Genomic DNA, 13260 nt, shown 5'->3' with positions numbered 1-13260 from the left:
ATGAACGAGACAGCGTCCTTGAGAGCCCGGGCCGAGATCGACCTCGACGCACTGCGCGCCAACGTGCGCACGTTGCGCGCCCGGGCAGGGGGCGCGCAACTGATGGCCGTCGTCAAATCCGACGCGTACGGGCACGGAGCGGTGCCCTGCGCCCGCGCCGCGCTGGAGGCCGGGGCGACCTGGCTGGGCACCGCGACCCCGCACGAGGCGCTCGCGCTGCGGGCGGCCGGGCTCGGCGGCCGGGTGATGTGCTGGCTGTGGACGCCGGGCGGGCCCTGGCGCGAGGCGATCGAGGCCGACATCGACGTGTCGGTGAGCGGGATGTGGGCGCTGCGCGAGGTCGTCGCCGCGGCCACGGAGGCGGGCGTACCGGCCCGTGTCCAGCTCAAGGCCGACACGGGCCTGGGCCGCAACGGCTGCCAGCCCGCCGACTGGCCGGAGCTGGTCGGCGCCGCCCGGGCCGCCGAGCAGGCGGGCACCCTGAGGATCACCGGCCTGTGGTCCCACTTCGCCTGCGCCGACGAGCCCGGCCACCCCTCCATCCAGGCCCAGCTCACCGCCTTCCGGGAGATGGTGGCGTACGCCGAGAAGGCGGGCGTCCGGCCCGAGGTGCGCCACATGGCCAACTCCCCGGCGACGCTGACCCTCCCCGAGGCCCACTTCGACCTGGTGCGGACCGGGATCGCGATGTACGGCGTCTCGCCCGCCCCGGAGCTGGGCACCCCGGCCGAGCTGGGGCTGCGCCCGGTCATGCGGCTGGTCGCCTCGGTGGCCCTGGTCAAGCGGGTGCCGGCCGGTCACGGGATCAGCTACGGCCACCACTACACGACCGGTGCCGAGACCACCCTGGGCCTGGTCCCGGTCGGCTACGCGGACGGCATACCGCGCCACGCCTCCGGCCGGGGCCCGGTCCTGGTCGGCGGCGCCGTCCGGCGGGTCGCGGGCCGGGTCGCGATGGACCAGTTCGTCGTCGACCTCGGCGGCGACGTGGTCGAGGTCGGCAGCGAGGCGGTGCTCTTCGGCGCGGGCGACCGGGGCGAGCCCACCGCCGAGGACTGGGCGGTGGCGGCCGACACGATCGCGTACGAGATCGTCACCCGGATCGGCACCCGCGTACCGAGGGTGCATCTGCACGCCACCGCCTGAGGCACGGGCCCGGCCCGACGGAGACGACAAGGAGCACGGCACGGTGAGCGAGAGAGCTGCGGGGGACGCGGCCGCGGTCGGCTGGCGCCGGGCGGGCATCGCCGGTGCCGCCATAGGCGTGCTCGCGGCCGGGGCCGCCGCCGGGGTCGCCGTCGAGCGGCTCACCGTCGGCCGGAGCATGCGGAAGCGGGCCAGGCTGGCGCTGGACGCCACCGGCCCGTACGGCTCGCTGCGCGGGCTGCCGGGCCGCGCCACCGCCGACGACCGCACCGAGCTGTACTACGAGGTCGACGAGGTCGCCCCGGACGGCGCCCCGGAGCCCCCCGGCGGGGCCGCCGCCCCGGGCACCCGCCGCCGCAGGCTCTTCGGGGGCAAGGCCCCCGCCCCGGTCACCGTGGTCTTCAGCCACGGCTACTGCCTCAACCAGGACTCCTGGCACTTCCAGCGGGCCGCGCTGCGCGGACTGGTCCGGACCGTCCACTGGGACCAGCGCAGCCACGGCCGCTCCGAGCGGGGCCGGGCCCAGGCGGACGGCGTCCCCCTCGGCATCGACCAGCTGGGCCGGGACCTGAGGGCGGTCATCGACGCGGCGGCCCCCGAGGGCAGGCTGGTGCTGGTCGGGCACTCGATGGGAGGCATGACGATGATGGCGCTCGCCGCCCGGTACCCCGAGCTGATCCGGGACCGGGTCGCCGCGGTCGCCTTCGTCGGCACGTCCAGCGGGCGGCTCGGCGAGGTCACCTACGGGCTGCCGGTCGCGGGCGTGAACGCGGTGCGGCGGGTGCTGCCCGGGGTGCTCCGGGCGCTGGGGTCGCAGACGGAGCTGGTGGAGCGGGGCCGCCGGGCCACCGCCGACCTATTCGCCGGGCTGATCAAGCGGTACTCGTTCGGTTCGCGGGACGTCGACCCGGCGGTGGAACGGTTCGCCGAGCGGCTCATCGAGTCCACCCCGATCGACGTGGTCGCCGAGTTCTACCCCGCCTTCACCGAGCACGACGAGAGCGCCGCGCTGCCCGCCTTCCGGTCCGTCCCGGTGCTGATCCTGGCGGGCGACAAGGATCTGATCACCCCCAGCTCGCACAGCGAGGCCATCGCGGACCAGCTCCCGGACGCGGAGCTGGTCATCGTGCCGGACGCCGGTCATCTGGTGATGCTGGAGCACCCCGAGACGGTGACGGACCGGCTGGCGGACCTGCTGGTACGCGTCGGAGCGGTACCGGCAGCGACTAACGTGGGTGCGCATGGAAGCACCGCACATCAGCACGGAGACCGGGACGACTGAGCCGGACGGCCCCGCCGCGCCGGACGCCGTCACCGTGGACCTGGCCGTCGAGTCACCCGAACAGATGCGTGAACTGGGCCGTCGCATCGCCGCGGTCCTGCGCCCCGGCGACCTCGTGATGCTCAGCGGCGAGCTGGGTGCCGGGAAGACGACGCTGACCCGGGGGCTCGGCGAGGGGCTGGGGGTGCGCGGCGCGGTGACCTCCCCGACCTTCGTGATCGCCCGGGTCCACCCGTCGCTGACCGGCGGTCCGGCCCTGGTCCATGTCGACGCCTACCGCCTGGGCGGCGGGCTCGACGAGATGGAGGACCTGGACCTGGACGTGTCGCTGCCGGACTCGGTGGTGGTCGTGGAGTGGGGCGACGGCAAGGTGGAGGAGCTGTCCGAGGACCGCCTGCGGGTGGTCATCGAACGCGCGGTCGGCGACACGGACGACGAGCGGCGCGCGGTGACCCTGATCGGGATCGGCGCCCGCTGGGCGGGACTGCGCGAGGTCTGAGGCCGACGCGCGGTACCGGATTCCGACAGGCTGTCGGCATATTGTTGCGCGCGGCGGGGCGGGCGTGGTCACATGGATGACGAGAGCGTAGTTAGGTCTGCCTAACCGCGCCTTCCGCCGGAGCCTCAGGAGGCATCCATGACGACGTCCGCAGAACGTGAAGTGCCGCCGCCGCCATCGATGAAGGACCTGCTGGCGGCCTGTGCCGCGGCCACGGCGGTCTCCACGCCGCCGTCCGGGGACGGGCCGGAGGAGACCCCGGCCGCCGAGTCCGCGTCCGAGTCCGAGCCGGAGTCCGGATCCGGGGCCGCACCTGCCCCCGCGCCCCGTTCGCCGGGGCCGGGCCTGGAGCGCGCTTCCTGAGAGGCGCCCCGGTGGGACGCGCGCAGGGCAGCTCAGAAGACGCGGCCAGGGGCGCACTCAGGGGTGCTCAGGGGGTGCTCAGGGGGTGACGACCACCTTCGTACCCCCTATGGCGAAGTCCCACAGCACGTCGCCGTCCTCGCGGGACATCCGGACGCCGCCCGTCCGCAGCGTCGGGTCCGGGCTCTCCATCGTCCCGTCCACCGCCGCGCTGAACCCGACGGACACGTTCTCCACCAGCGCGAACCGCACCACGTGCTCGATCATCACGCCGTCCGAGCCCTTGGTCGGGGGGCCCTGGCGGGTGCCCACCTGGTACGAACCCGGCTTCGGGCTCAGCGCGCTCGGCATCACCGGGAACGTCCGCAGCACCTTCCCGGCCCCGTCGACGAGCCAGACCCGCCGCTTCTCCAGGGCGTAGACGACCCGCTGCCCGGTGCCGGAGTCCTCGGGGAGCGCGGCCGGGCGCGGCTTCTTCTCCTTGGGCTTGGCGTCGTCGGTGGCCGCGACGGAGCCGGACGCGGAGGGCTGGGGCGCCGCGAGGTTGTCGGGGACGTTGGCCGACGCCTGGAAGGCCAGGAACCCGACCGCGGCCAGTGCCGCCGCGGTGAGCCCGGCCACGATTCCCGAGCTGCCCTTGGACACCGTGCGTGCCCCTTTCGCTTCCGTAAGTCGTACAAGCGTTTAGCGTTTACGTCGTACCCGTGTGCACGGTGACGGTAGCAGCAGGGAACGGCCCCACCGGGACGCCGGACGGGGCACCGTGCCCGCGTCGACGGAGCCGTACGCTGTTCGTGTGCTCTTGCTCGCCGTGGATACCGCAACCCCCGCCGTCACCGTCGCCCTGCACGACGGCACCGCCGTCGTCGCCGAATCCGGCCAGGTCGACGCCCGCAGACACGGGGAGCTCCTGCTGCCCACCGTCGACCGGGTGCTCGCCGAGGCCGGTGTGAAACTCGACGCGGTGACGGGCCTGGTCGTCGGCGTGGGCCCCGGGCCGTACACCGGGCTGCGGGTCGGGCTGGCCACCGCGGCGGCCTTCGGCTCCGCCCTCTCCGTACCCGTGCACGGCCTGTGCACCCTGGACGGGCTGGCGTACGCGGCCGGCCTGGCCGGGCTCACGGGCCCGTTCGCCGTCGCGACGGACGCCCGCCGCAAGGAGGTCTACTGGGCGCGGTACGAGGACGCCCGCACCCGGACCGCCGGGCCCGCCGTGGACCGGCCCGCCGACATCGCCGAGCGGCTGGCCGGGCTGCCCGTGGTCGGCGCGGGCGCCGTCCTCTACCCCGAGGCGTTCCCGGACGCCCGGACGCCCGAGCACGTCAGCGCCGGGGCACTGGCCGCGCTGGCCGCCGAGCGGCTCGCCGCGGGCGCCGAACTGCTGGCACCGCTCCCGCTCTACCTGCGCAGGCCCGACGCCCAGGTGCCGAAGAACTACAAGGTGGTCACCCCGAAGTGACGACCACGACCGCCGTGCTGCGCGAGATGCGCTGGTGGGACATCGAACCGGTGCTGGAGCTGGAGCACGAGCTGTTCCCGGACGACGCCTGGTCGGCCGGCATGTTCTGGTCGGAGCTGGCCCACTCCCGGGGACCCGGGGCCACCCGCCGCTACGTCGTCGCCGAGGACCCCGCCACCGGCCGGATCGTCGGCTACGCGGGCCTCGCCGCCGCCGGCGACCTGGCCGACGTGCAGACCATCGGGGTCACCCGCGACCACTGGGGCGGCGGCCTGGGCGCCGCGCTCCTCACCGACCTGCTGAAGCACGCGACGGCCTTCGAGTGCGCCGAGGTGCTCCTGGAGGTCCGCGTCGACAACACCCGCGCCCAGAAGCTCTACGAGCGCTTCGGCTTCGAACCGATCGGCTTCCGCCGCGGCTACTACCAGCCGGGCAATGTCGACGCGCTCGTCATGCGCCTCCACGTACAAGGAACAGAGACCGACTGATGGCTGACGAACCCCTCGTACTCGGCATCGAGACCTCCTGCGACGAGACCGGCGTCGGCATCGTCCGGGGCACGACCCTGCTCGCCGACGCCGTCGCCTCCAGCGTCGACACCCACGCCCGCTTCGGCGGCGTCGTCCCGGAGATCGCCTCCCGCGCCCACCTGGAGTCCATGGTCCCCACCATCGAGCGGGCCCTGAAGGAGGCCGGGGTCTCCGCCCGCGACCTCGACGGCATCGCCGTCACCGCGGGCCCCGGCCTGGCCGGAGCGCTGCTGGTCGGCGTCTCGGCGGCGAAGGCGTACGCCTACGCGCTGAACAAGCCGCTCTACGGGGTCAACCACCTCGCCTCGCACATCTGCGTCGACCAGCTGGAGCACGGCCCGCTGCCCGAGCCCACGATGGCGCTGCTGGTCAGCGGCGGCCACTCCTCGCTGCTCCTCGCGCCGGACATCACCGCCGACGTGCGGCCGCTCGGCGCGACCATCGACGACGCGGCGGGCGAGGCGTTCGACAAGATCGCCCGGGTGCTGGACCTGGGCTTCCCCGGCGGCCCGGTCATCGACCGGCTGGCCCGGGAGGGCGACCCGGCGGCCATCGCCTTCCCGCGCGGACTGACCGGCTCGCGCGACCCCGCGTACGACTTCTCCTTCTCCGGGCTGAAGACCTCGGTGGCCCGCTGGATCGAGGCCAAACGCGCGGCGGGCGAGGAGGTGCCGGTACGGGACGTGGCGGCGTCCTTCCAGGAGGCCGTGGTGGACGTGCTCACCCGCAAGGCCGTCCGGGCCTGCAAGGACGAGGGCGTCGACCACCTGATGATCGGCGGCGGCGTCGCGGCCAACTCGCGGCTGCGGGCCCTGGCCGAGGAGCGGTGCGAGCGCGCCGGGATCCGGCTGCGGGTGCCCCGCCCCGGGCTGTGCACCGACAACGGGGCGATGGTCGCCGCGCTGGGCGCCGAGATGGTCGCCCGCAACCGCCCGGCCTCGGACCTGGAGCTGTCCGCGGACTCCTCGCTGCCGGTGACCGACCCGCACGTACCGGGCTCCCACACCCACGACCACGACCACGTCCACGAGATCAGCAAGGACAACCTCTACTCATGACCGTCGCCCTCATGTGGGAGGCCCGCGCCACGACCGGCCGGGGCGGGGAGCTGCTGGAGTGGGCGCGGGCCCGCGCGGCGGAACTGGCCGTCGAACCGCTCCGCCGCGAGCTGCTGCGCGCCCCGCAGGACCGGGTCCTGGTGATCACCTGGTGGCCGGGCGGCCCCGACGCCGAGCTGCCCGAGCTGCCCGAGCCGAACGCCGCGCTGGTCACCCGCCCGGTGCACCGCTGGCGCTTCGAATCCGTCGAGACCACCGGGGCCCCGGTCGGCTGAAACGCCGGGCGGCTGGGGCGCCGCCCCGCTCCGGTGGCCGGTCGCGGACTTCCCCGAAAGAATTTCCCGAAGTATTCCGCGGGAGCTGTCGATCCGGCCGGGTCCCGTTCGACGCACGGGTGAGAGGCGGGGAAGAGCCCCGCCGCACGGAACCGGGAGCCACCATGCCGCGCTTCATGACGCTGATCCGCATCGACGAGGAGAACCTGCCGAAGGAGGCCCCGGACCCCGACTTCGAGAAGCGGATGGGCGCCCTCTTCGAGGAGATCACCAAGGCCGGGGTCATGCTGGAGACGGCCGGGCTCCACCCGACCTCCCAGGGCGCCCGGGTCACCTGGTCCGGCGGGAAGCTCACCCAGACCGACGGGCCCTTCACCGAGACCAAGGAGGTCGTCGGCGGGTACGCCGTCCTCCAGGCCAAGGACATGGCGGAGGCCCTGGAGTGGACCCGGCGCTTCCTCAGCGCCCACCCGGAGAACTGGACGGTGACCTCCGAGGTCCGGCAGATCGACGAGGCCACCCTGGGGTCCTGACCCGGTCCGGCTTGCCCCGTCCCGGCCCGACTGCTGGGATGGGGCACCGTGACAGCGACAACCGAAGCGGTCGAGGCGGTCTTCCGGATCGAGTCCCCGCGGATCGTCGCGGCCGTCACCCGCATCGTGCGGGATCTCGGCATCGCCGAGGAACTCGCCCAGGACGCCCTGGTCGCCGCGTTGGAGCAGTGGCCGGAGTCGGGCGTCCCGGACCGGCCGGGCGCCTGGCTCACCACCACCGCCCGGAACCGCGCGATCGACCTCGTACGCCGCCGGGAGACCTACGCGCGCAAGCTCGCCGAGGTCGGCCGGTCGCTCGCGGACGTGGAGCCGCCCGAGCCCGCCGAGCCGGACGCCATCGACGACGACCTGCTCCGGCTGATCTTCACCGCCTGCCATCCGGTGCTCTCCACCGAGGCCCGGATCGCCCTCACCCTGCGCCTCCTCGGCGGCCTCACCACCGAGGAGATCGCCCGCGCCTTCCTGGCCCCGGAACCGACCGTCGCCCAGCGCATCGTCCGGGCCAAGCGGACCCTGGGCCGCGAGGGCGTCGCCTTCGAGGTGCCGTACGGGCCCGACCGCGCCGCCCGCCTCGGCTCCGTCCTCGAAGTGATCTACCTGGTCTTCAACGAGGGCTACGCGGCGACCGCCGGCGACGACCTGGTGCGCCCGGCGCTCTGCGAGGACGCGCTCCGGCTGGCCCGGGTGCTCGCCGGGCTGATGGAGCACGAACCCGAGGTCCACGGGCTGGCCGCGCTGCTGGAGCTCCAGGCGTCCCGCACCGCGGCCCGCACCGGCCCGGACGGCGCGGCGGTGCTGCTCGCCGACCAGAACCGGGCCCGCTGGGACCGGCTGCTGATCCGGCGCGGGGTCGCCGCCCTGGAACGGGCCGTCGCCGCGACCGGCGAGGGCGCCGGACTCGGCCCGTACACCGTGCAGGCCGCGATCGCCGCCTGCCACGCGCGGGCGGCGACGTACCAGGACACCGACTGGGACACCATCACCGCCCTCTACGACCGGCTCGCCGCGATCGCCCCCTCCCCGGTCGTCGCCCTGAACCGGGCCGTGGCCGTCTCCATGGCCCGCGGCCCCGAGGCCGCTCTCGCCCTGGTCGACGCCCTCGCCGCCGATCCGGCGCTGGACGGCTACCACCTGCTGCCCAGCGTGCGCGGCGATCTGCTGGCCCGGACCGGACGCACCGGTGAGGCGCGCGCCGAGTTCGTCCGGGCGGCCGGGCTGACCCGCAACGCCCGGGAGCGGGCCATGCTCCTGGACCGCGCGGAGCACCCGGCCCGCGGGATCCGGTGAGTCCCGGCCCCCGGCCGCGGCACCGCGCGCCGTGGGCGCGGCCGGATCCCCAGGGGCCGCGCACCGCCCCGGCCACCGGACCGTAAGGTCATGCCCATGTCTTCCCGTGCCCAACTGCCGCCCCCGCCCCCGCCCGTTGAGCTCCGTTCCTGGCCCGACCGGGAGGCGCTGCTCACCGACCGGGCGGCGGTCCTCGGCGGGCTGGTGCGGGCCCATGTCGGCCCGGGGCGGCTGGTGGTGCTCTGGCTGTGGGGCCTGCTCGGCGCGTTCGGCTGGCTGTTGGTGGGCTCGGCGCTGGTCGCCTTCGAGGAGTCCTACGACCCGATCGGCGCCCTGGCGGGGCTGACCATGCTGGTGCTGGGCATCGGCTGCCTGGTCCCCGCCGCCCTGCTCGTCGTCGTCGGGGTGCGCCGCGACCGCCGGGTCCGCGTACTGCTGCACGCCTGGGGCGCCCTGGACCGCGATCCGGCGCGGGACGCGGCGCTGCGGATGCCGGGCGCGTCCAGTGCCTGGCTGGTGCTCTCCTTCGTGCTCTGCGCGGTCGGACTCGGCACCTGCCTCGCCGTCCCGGCGAACGCCGCGCCGGACGGGTACGGCTGGAGCCTGGTCGCCCTCGCCATGGGGCTCGGGATGATCGCCTGGCTCGTCGGACTGATCGGTCTCGTCAAGGCGTTCGCCCACCGGCGCTGGGTGCTGCGGGTCCTGGCCGGGGCGCCCGCACCGGCGCCACGCCTGCCCGCCCGCGACGGTGCCCACCGCTGACCCCGGACCTATCCTGACGGGGCACGGACGTCCAACAGGGGGAGAACGACATGCAGTGGTACTGGTGGGTGCTCATCGTCTTCTGGATGGGCGGCTTCGGATGGGTCGTCGACAACGTCCGTACGGCGTTGCGCAACCGGCACGAGCGCAAGCTCGAACTGCTGGAAACGGCCCGCCAGGAGCGGCTGGCCGTCGAGGCGGCGAGCAAGCCGCCGGAGCCGGTCTGCGGCTGCACGCACCACCTCGCCAAGCACGACAAGCAGGGCCGCTGCCACGAGCGGGTCGAGGTGCCGACCGCCTGGGACGAGAACAAGAAGCCGGTCCGCTTCGAGTCCGGCCAGTGCAACTGCCAGCAGTACGTGGGCCCGCAGCCGCTCTCCCAGGTCTACGCGGACGACCTGACCGATCTCGCCTGACCGGCCTCGGGACGTCCGTCCTGCTCAGCCGGTGGGGCCGGTCAGCGGGTGGCCGACGAGCATCGTCGGCGCTCCGGCCACCCGGGTCAGGAAGACGGTCGCGGAGTTCGGCCCCTGGAGCTTCATCCGGCGCCGCAGCTCCTCCGGTTCGACCGCCGAACCGCGCTTCTTGACGGTCAGCACGCCCACCTTCCGCTCCCGCAGCAGCGCCTTCAGCTTCTTCATGTTGAACGGCAGCCGGTCGGTGATCTCGTACCCGGTCGTGTACGGGGAGGCGTACGGCCGGTCGGCGGTGATGTACGCGATGGTCTCGTCGATCAGCCGGCCCTCGCACCGCGCGACCAGGTCGGCGACCAGATGGGCGCGGATCACGGCGCCGTCCGGCTCGTACAGGTAGCGGCCGACCGGGCCGACGGGCGGGGCGGACAGCGGGGCCCCGGACCACAGGGTGGCGGCCGCCGGGAGCAGCGTGGCGCGGTGGGCGCCGGACGTGAACCCCTCGCCGAACCAGAGGACCGCCTCCTTCACGTCGCCGCCGTCCGAGATCCACTCGGCCTCGGCCTGCTCGGGGATCGCCTCGTGCGGGATGCCGGGGGCGATCTTCAGGGCGGCGCGGGGGGCCGCGAGGGCGGCGCCGACCGCCCAGGACAGCGGCGGCGAGTACGCCTCGGGGTCGAAGATCCGGCCCCGCCCGCCGCGCCGGGCCGGGTCCACGAAGACCGCGTCGCAGGACGAGGTTTCGACGGCGGCGACATCGGCGCACCGCACCTCGATCAGGTCGTCCAGCCCCAGCGCGGCGGCGTTGGCGCGGGCCACCTCGGCGGTCAGCGGGTCACGGTCCACGGCGAGTACGGAGATGCCCGCGCGGGCCAGCTCGATGGCGTCGCCGCCGATGCCGCAGCAGAGGTCGGCGACGCGGCGCACCCCGCCCGCCGCGAACCGTCCGGCGCGGTGGGCGGCCACCGAGGTGCGGGTCGCCTGCTCGACACCGTTCGGCGTGAAGTACATCCGGTACGCGTCCTCGGCGCCGAACTTGGCCACCGCCCGCTGCCGGAGCCGGGCCTGCCCGAGCGCGGCCGACACCAGGGCGGCGGGGTGGGTGCGGCGCAGCCGGGTGGCGGTGGCGAGCTCCTGGGCGGGGTCGTGGTCCCGCAGTTCGGCGAGGAGCGCGGCGCCCTCGGGGGTGCGCAGGGCCCGGAAGCCGGCGAGGGGGTCGGGGGCGTCGGACCGGCCGGTGCCGGACGGGTCGTTTCCGGACGGGTCGTTCGGGGCGAGAGCGTTCACCCGTCCCATTGTGAGCCAGCCGGGTAGACCGGCGGTCCGGGCCGCGGTGTCGGGCCGGACCGCCGGTCGACGGCTGGCAGGATGCGGCGCCATGCAACTTGTACGACAAAACGAAAAAAGCACAGCAAAACCACCCAGATCATCCGGGTCCCCGGGTCGACGGCGCGGGCGCCCGTGCCACCCCACGGCCGCCGTACTGGCCGCGCTCCTGGTCGCGGCGGTCGGCTCGGGCTGCGCCTCGGAGCCCGGCGCAACCGGGCGGGGGAGCGGGCCCCTCGCCGGGAACCCGGGCCCGGCGGCGGGCCCGAACCCCGCCGCCGGACTCCCGGGCGTCCCCGCTCTCCGCCGCGGCCTGGCCCGCCTGCCCGGCGAGCGCTACGGGAACGCGCGGCTCGCCCCGGCCGTCCGGGCCAGGATCGCGAAGAAGTGGGGGCTCGACCGGCCGCCGCTGATCGCCCCGCTGCCGCCCCTGGTCAAGCCGCGCGTCACCACCCGCGAGGGCTTCGAGGTGACCGGTGGCGACGACACGCTCCCGCCGGTCTTCACCACCGTCCCGACCACGGACCGGGTCGTCTTCCTGACCATCGACGACGGCGCCGAGAAGGACCCCGAGCTGCTCCAGATGATGGACGAGCTGGACATCCCGTACAGCGCGTTCCTCAGCGACGACGAGGTGAAGGACAACTACGGCTACTTCGGCGAGGCCCAGCGGCTGGGCACCGTCCTCGGCAACCACACGCTCCACCACCCCTACCTCCCCGGCCTCTCCTCCGACGAGCAGCGGCGCGAGATCTGCGGCCAGCAGGACCTCATGGCGGAGCGGTACGGGAAGCGGCCCCGCCTCTTCCGCCCGCCGTACGGCAACTACGACGCCGACACCCTGCGCATCGCGCGGTCCTGCGGGATCAGGGCCGTGCCGCTGTGGAACGCCGAGGCGTTCCCGGACCGCATGGAGTGGCGCGAGGACGACCAGGAGCTGCGTCCGGGCGACATCATCCTCACCCACTTCCGCGGCCGGGCGGCCTGGGGCGGCAGCATGGCCGACCTGGTCCGGACGGTCCTGAGGACCGTCACCGAACAGGGCTACGCGGTGGCCCGCCTGGAGGACTACGTCTGACGACCCGGCTCCGGCAGGCTCTCAGCCGCCGGAGTCCAGGCACTCCCGGTCGTCCCCGCCACTGCGGCACGGATGGCCGGAGTGCCCCGGATCCTCCGTGTGCGAGGGCGCGGGGGCGGGCGGGTGCGCGCGGCCGTGCTCCCCGACGCCGGTCAGCACTGCCGCCACGCACAGCACCACCCCGGCCACCAGTTGCCCTCCGCCCGCCCACGGCCAGCCGCCGCGCATCAGGACGAGGGCGAACAGCAGGGCCACCGCGGCGAAGCCGCCGAGGGCGAGGGCCGGGCCCCAGTCCGTCGGCGGCGGGCCCACCGGCTCCGGCGGCGCTCCCTTCTCCGGCCCCGGGGCGCCGAGGCCGCCGTGGGAGAGGGCCAGTTGAAGGGCGACGACCGCGCCGATCGCCCCCTCCAGGAGCAGCAGCAACAGCCCGAGCAGCGCGTCGAGGCAGCCGTTCACCGCGGCCGCCCGGCGCCGTCCGTCCGGCGGGGGAAGGGATCGGGTCATGCCCCCACCGTCGTACGGAACGCTCCGGCCCGTCCGTACGTTGCCCGCATGGTGTCCGGACCGTTGTCCGGACCAACCCCCTCCGGCGGCCCGAAGCTCCCGGCAGCTCGAAGCTCCCGGCGGCTCGAAGCTCCCGGCGGCTCGAAGCTCCCGGCGGCTCGAAGCTCCCGGCGCCCTGAAGCTCCTGGCGGCTCGAAGACGACGCCACGACCGCGCGAATTGGCACTCCGCTTGACCGAGTGCTAATCGCGGTCATAGTCTCGGTGCTGGCACTCACCACTGGAGAGTGCCAAACCACTGCGCGACTGGCAGGTCCGGCACCCGCGACGACGGATCGACCTGGTCGCCACCCAAGACTGTTACCCCGTGAGATCTCCGAAGGGGGAGACCGGATCGTGTCGACCGCCAGCTCCAAGGTTGCGATCAAGCCGCTCGAGGACCGCATTGTGGTCCAGCCGCTCGACGCCGAGCAGACCACGGCCTCCGGCCTGGTCATTCCGGACACCGCCAAGGAGAAGCCCCAGGAGGGCGTCGTCCTGGCCGTGGGTCCGGGCCGCTTCGAGAACGGCGAGCGCCTTCCGCTCGACGTCAAGACCGGCGACGTCGTGCTCTACAGCAAGTACGGCGGCACCGAGGTGAAGTACAGCGGCGAGGAGTACCTCGTCCTCTCGGCTCGCGACGTGCTCGCGATCGTCGAGAAGTAATTCACCCACGTTTTCTGTTC

At 74.4% G+C, this 13260-nt stretch carries 17 protein-coding genes; 14 read left to right on the top strand and 3 right to left on the bottom strand.

The window, feature by feature from the left end; translation table 11 throughout:
* The 4 genes from alr (at nucleotide 1) to ACWC97_RS08425 (ending at nucleotide 3290) form a co-directional block, all read left to right on the top strand.
* Entirely contained in the window at nucleotides 1-1146 is a 1146-nt protein-coding gene (gene alr, locus ACWC97_RS08440; protein ID WP_352281055.1) for an alanine racemase, read from the top strand.
* A gap of 43 nt (nucleotides 1147-1189) precedes the next feature.
* Nucleotides 1190-2428 (top strand): alpha/beta fold hydrolase, encoded by a 1239-nt coding sequence (locus ACWC97_RS08435; protein ID WP_450648164.1) that lies wholly within the window; start codon nucleotides 1190-1192, stop codon nucleotides 2426-2428.
* Nucleotides 2388-2927, top strand: coding sequence for a tRNA (adenosine(37)-N6)-threonylcarbamoyltransferase complex ATPase subunit type 1 TsaE (gene tsaE, locus ACWC97_RS08430; RefSeq protein WP_352281058.1), 540 nt, complete (start codon nucleotides 2388-2390; stop codon nucleotides 2925-2927). Before ACWC97_RS08435 ends, tsaE begins: the two co-directional genes overlap by 41 nt.
* A gap of 138 nt (nucleotides 2928-3065) precedes the next feature.
* The gene (locus tag ACWC97_RS08425) at nucleotides 3066-3290 is read left to right on the top strand and encodes a hypothetical protein (RefSeq protein WP_385208294.1); all 225 of its coding nucleotides are present in this window, start codon (nucleotides 3066-3068) and stop codon (nucleotides 3288-3290) included.
* A gap of 78 nt (nucleotides 3291-3368) precedes the next feature.
* Here the strand turns inward: ACWC97_RS08425 and ACWC97_RS08420 are convergent, their stop codons facing one another.
* Nucleotides 3369-3935, bottom strand: a complete 567-nt coding sequence (locus ACWC97_RS08420; protein ID WP_352273616.1) for a L,D-transpeptidase — start codon at nucleotides 3933-3935, stop codon at nucleotides 3369-3371.
* 151 nt (nucleotides 3936-4086) lie between these two features.
* On the opposite strand from ACWC97_RS08420, the gene tsaB reads away from it, so the two are divergent.
* The 8 genes from tsaB (at nucleotide 4087) to ACWC97_RS08380 (ending at nucleotide 9631) form a co-directional block, all read left to right on the top strand.
* A complete protein-coding gene (gene tsaB, locus ACWC97_RS08415) occupies nucleotides 4087-4749 on the top strand; it encodes a tRNA (adenosine(37)-N6)-threonylcarbamoyltransferase complex dimerization subunit type 1 TsaB (protein ID WP_450648161.1) in 663 nt (220 codons plus the stop codon).
* On the top strand, nucleotides 4746-5237 hold the full coding sequence (rimI, locus tag ACWC97_RS08410; protein WP_352273614.1) for a ribosomal protein S18-alanine N-acetyltransferase: 492 nt from the start codon (nucleotides 4746-4748) through the stop codon (nucleotides 5235-5237). The genes tsaB and rimI overlap by 4 nt, the downstream gene beginning before the upstream one ends.
* Complete coding sequence (tsaD, locus tag ACWC97_RS08405) at nucleotides 5237-6337, top strand: tRNA (adenosine(37)-N6)-threonylcarbamoyltransferase complex transferase subunit TsaD (RefSeq protein WP_450648159.1); 1101 nt, start codon at nucleotides 5237-5239, stop codon at nucleotides 6335-6337. Before rimI ends, tsaD begins: the two co-directional genes overlap by 1 nt.
* The gene (locus ACWC97_RS08400; protein ID WP_450648157.1) at nucleotides 6334-6612 is read left to right on the top strand and encodes a hypothetical protein; all 279 of its coding nucleotides are present in this window, start codon (nucleotides 6334-6336) and stop codon (nucleotides 6610-6612) included. The genes tsaD and ACWC97_RS08400 overlap by 4 nt, the downstream gene beginning before the upstream one ends.
* A 164-nt stretch (nucleotides 6613-6776) precedes the next feature.
* Nucleotides 6777-7145: a YciI family protein gene (locus tag ACWC97_RS08395; RefSeq protein ID WP_352273611.1), complete on the top strand. Its 369-nt coding sequence runs from the start codon at nucleotides 6777-6779 to the stop codon at nucleotides 7143-7145.
* Nucleotides 7146-7193: 48 nt separating this feature from the next.
* A complete protein-coding gene (locus ACWC97_RS08390; protein WP_385208311.1) occupies nucleotides 7194-8453 on the top strand; it encodes an RNA polymerase sigma factor in 1260 nt (419 codons plus the stop codon).
* A 96-nt stretch (nucleotides 8454-8549) separates the two neighbouring features.
* Complete coding sequence (locus tag ACWC97_RS08385; protein WP_450648155.1) at nucleotides 8550-9215, top strand: hypothetical protein; 666 nt, start codon at nucleotides 8550-8552, stop codon at nucleotides 9213-9215.
* Nucleotides 9216-9265: 50 nt separating this feature from the next.
* Nucleotides 9266-9631 carry a hypothetical protein gene (locus ACWC97_RS08380; RefSeq protein WP_352273608.1) on the top strand — a complete coding sequence of 122 codons (366 nt, stop codon included), beginning with the start codon at nucleotides 9266-9268 and terminating at the stop codon, nucleotides 9629-9631.
* 24 nt (nucleotides 9632-9655) lie between these two features.
* On the opposite strand, the gene ACWC97_RS08375 is transcribed toward ACWC97_RS08380, so the two are convergent.
* A complete protein-coding gene (locus ACWC97_RS08375; protein ID WP_450648153.1) occupies nucleotides 9656-10924 on the bottom strand; it encodes a THUMP-like domain-containing protein in 1269 nt (422 codons plus the stop codon).
* An 82-nt stretch (nucleotides 10925-11006) separates the two neighbouring features.
* Here ACWC97_RS08375 and ACWC97_RS08370 point away from each other — a divergent pair, with 82 nt between their 5' ends.
* The gene (locus tag ACWC97_RS08370; protein WP_352273606.1) at nucleotides 11007-12032 is read left to right on the top strand and encodes a polysaccharide deacetylase family protein; all 1026 of its coding nucleotides are present in this window, start codon (nucleotides 11007-11009) and stop codon (nucleotides 12030-12032) included.
* A gap of 21 nt (nucleotides 12033-12053) precedes the next feature.
* Here the strand turns inward: ACWC97_RS08370 and ACWC97_RS08365 are convergent, their stop codons facing one another.
* A complete protein-coding gene (locus ACWC97_RS08365) occupies nucleotides 12054-12536 on the bottom strand; it encodes a DUF6234 family protein (RefSeq protein WP_450648151.1) in 483 nt (160 codons plus the stop codon).
* A 395-nt stretch (nucleotides 12537-12931) separates the two neighbouring features.
* On the opposite strand from ACWC97_RS08365, the gene groES reads away from it, so the two are divergent.
* Nucleotides 12932-13240 carry a co-chaperone GroES gene (gene groES, locus ACWC97_RS08360; protein ID WP_148838741.1) on the top strand — a complete coding sequence of 103 codons (309 nt, stop codon included), beginning with the start codon at nucleotides 12932-12934 and terminating at the stop codon, nucleotides 13238-13240.
* Nucleotides 13241-13260 lie beyond the last annotated feature (20 nt).

It is taken from the genome of Streptomyces sp. NPDC001108 (assembly GCF_053598535.1).
Note: the sequence above shows the minus strand (reverse complement) of the source record. Positions and strands in the feature narration are given on the sequence as shown.

Coding starts and splice junctions, on each gene's coding strand:
- alr (WP_352281055.1), top strand. CDS start 1: ATGAACGAGACAGCGTCCTTGAGAGCCCGGGCCGAGATCGACCTCGAC.
- tsaE (WP_352281058.1), top strand. CDS start 2,388: ATGGAAGCACCGCACATCAGCACGGAGACCGGGACGACTGAGCCGGAC.
- ACWC97_RS08425 (WP_385208294.1), top strand. CDS start 3,066: ATGACGACGTCCGCAGAACGTGAAGTGCCGCCGCCGCCATCGATGAAG.
- tsaD (WP_450648159.1), top strand. CDS start 5,237: ATGGCTGACGAACCCCTCGTACTCGGCATCGAGACCTCCTGCGACGAG.
- ACWC97_RS08400 (WP_450648157.1), top strand. CDS start 6,334: ATGACCGTCGCCCTCATGTGGGAGGCCCGCGCCACGACCGGCCGGGGC.
- ACWC97_RS08395 (WP_352273611.1), top strand. CDS start 6,777: ATGCCGCGCTTCATGACGCTGATCCGCATCGACGAGGAGAACCTGCCG.
- ACWC97_RS08385 (WP_450648155.1), top strand. CDS start 8,550: ATGTCTTCCCGTGCCCAACTGCCGCCCCCGCCCCCGCCCGTTGAGCTC.
- ACWC97_RS08380 (WP_352273608.1), top strand. CDS start 9,266: ATGCAGTGGTACTGGTGGGTGCTCATCGTCTTCTGGATGGGCGGCTTC.
- ACWC97_RS08375 (WP_450648153.1), bottom strand. CDS start 10,924: ATGGGACGGGTGAACGCTCTCGCCCCGAACGACCCGTCCGGAAACGAC.
- ACWC97_RS08370 (WP_352273606.1), top strand. CDS start 11,007: ATGCAACTTGTACGACAAAACGAAAAAAGCACAGCAAAACCACCCAGA.
- ACWC97_RS08365 (WP_450648151.1), bottom strand. CDS start 12,536: ATGACCCGATCCCTTCCCCCGCCGGACGGACGGCGCCGGGCGGCCGCG.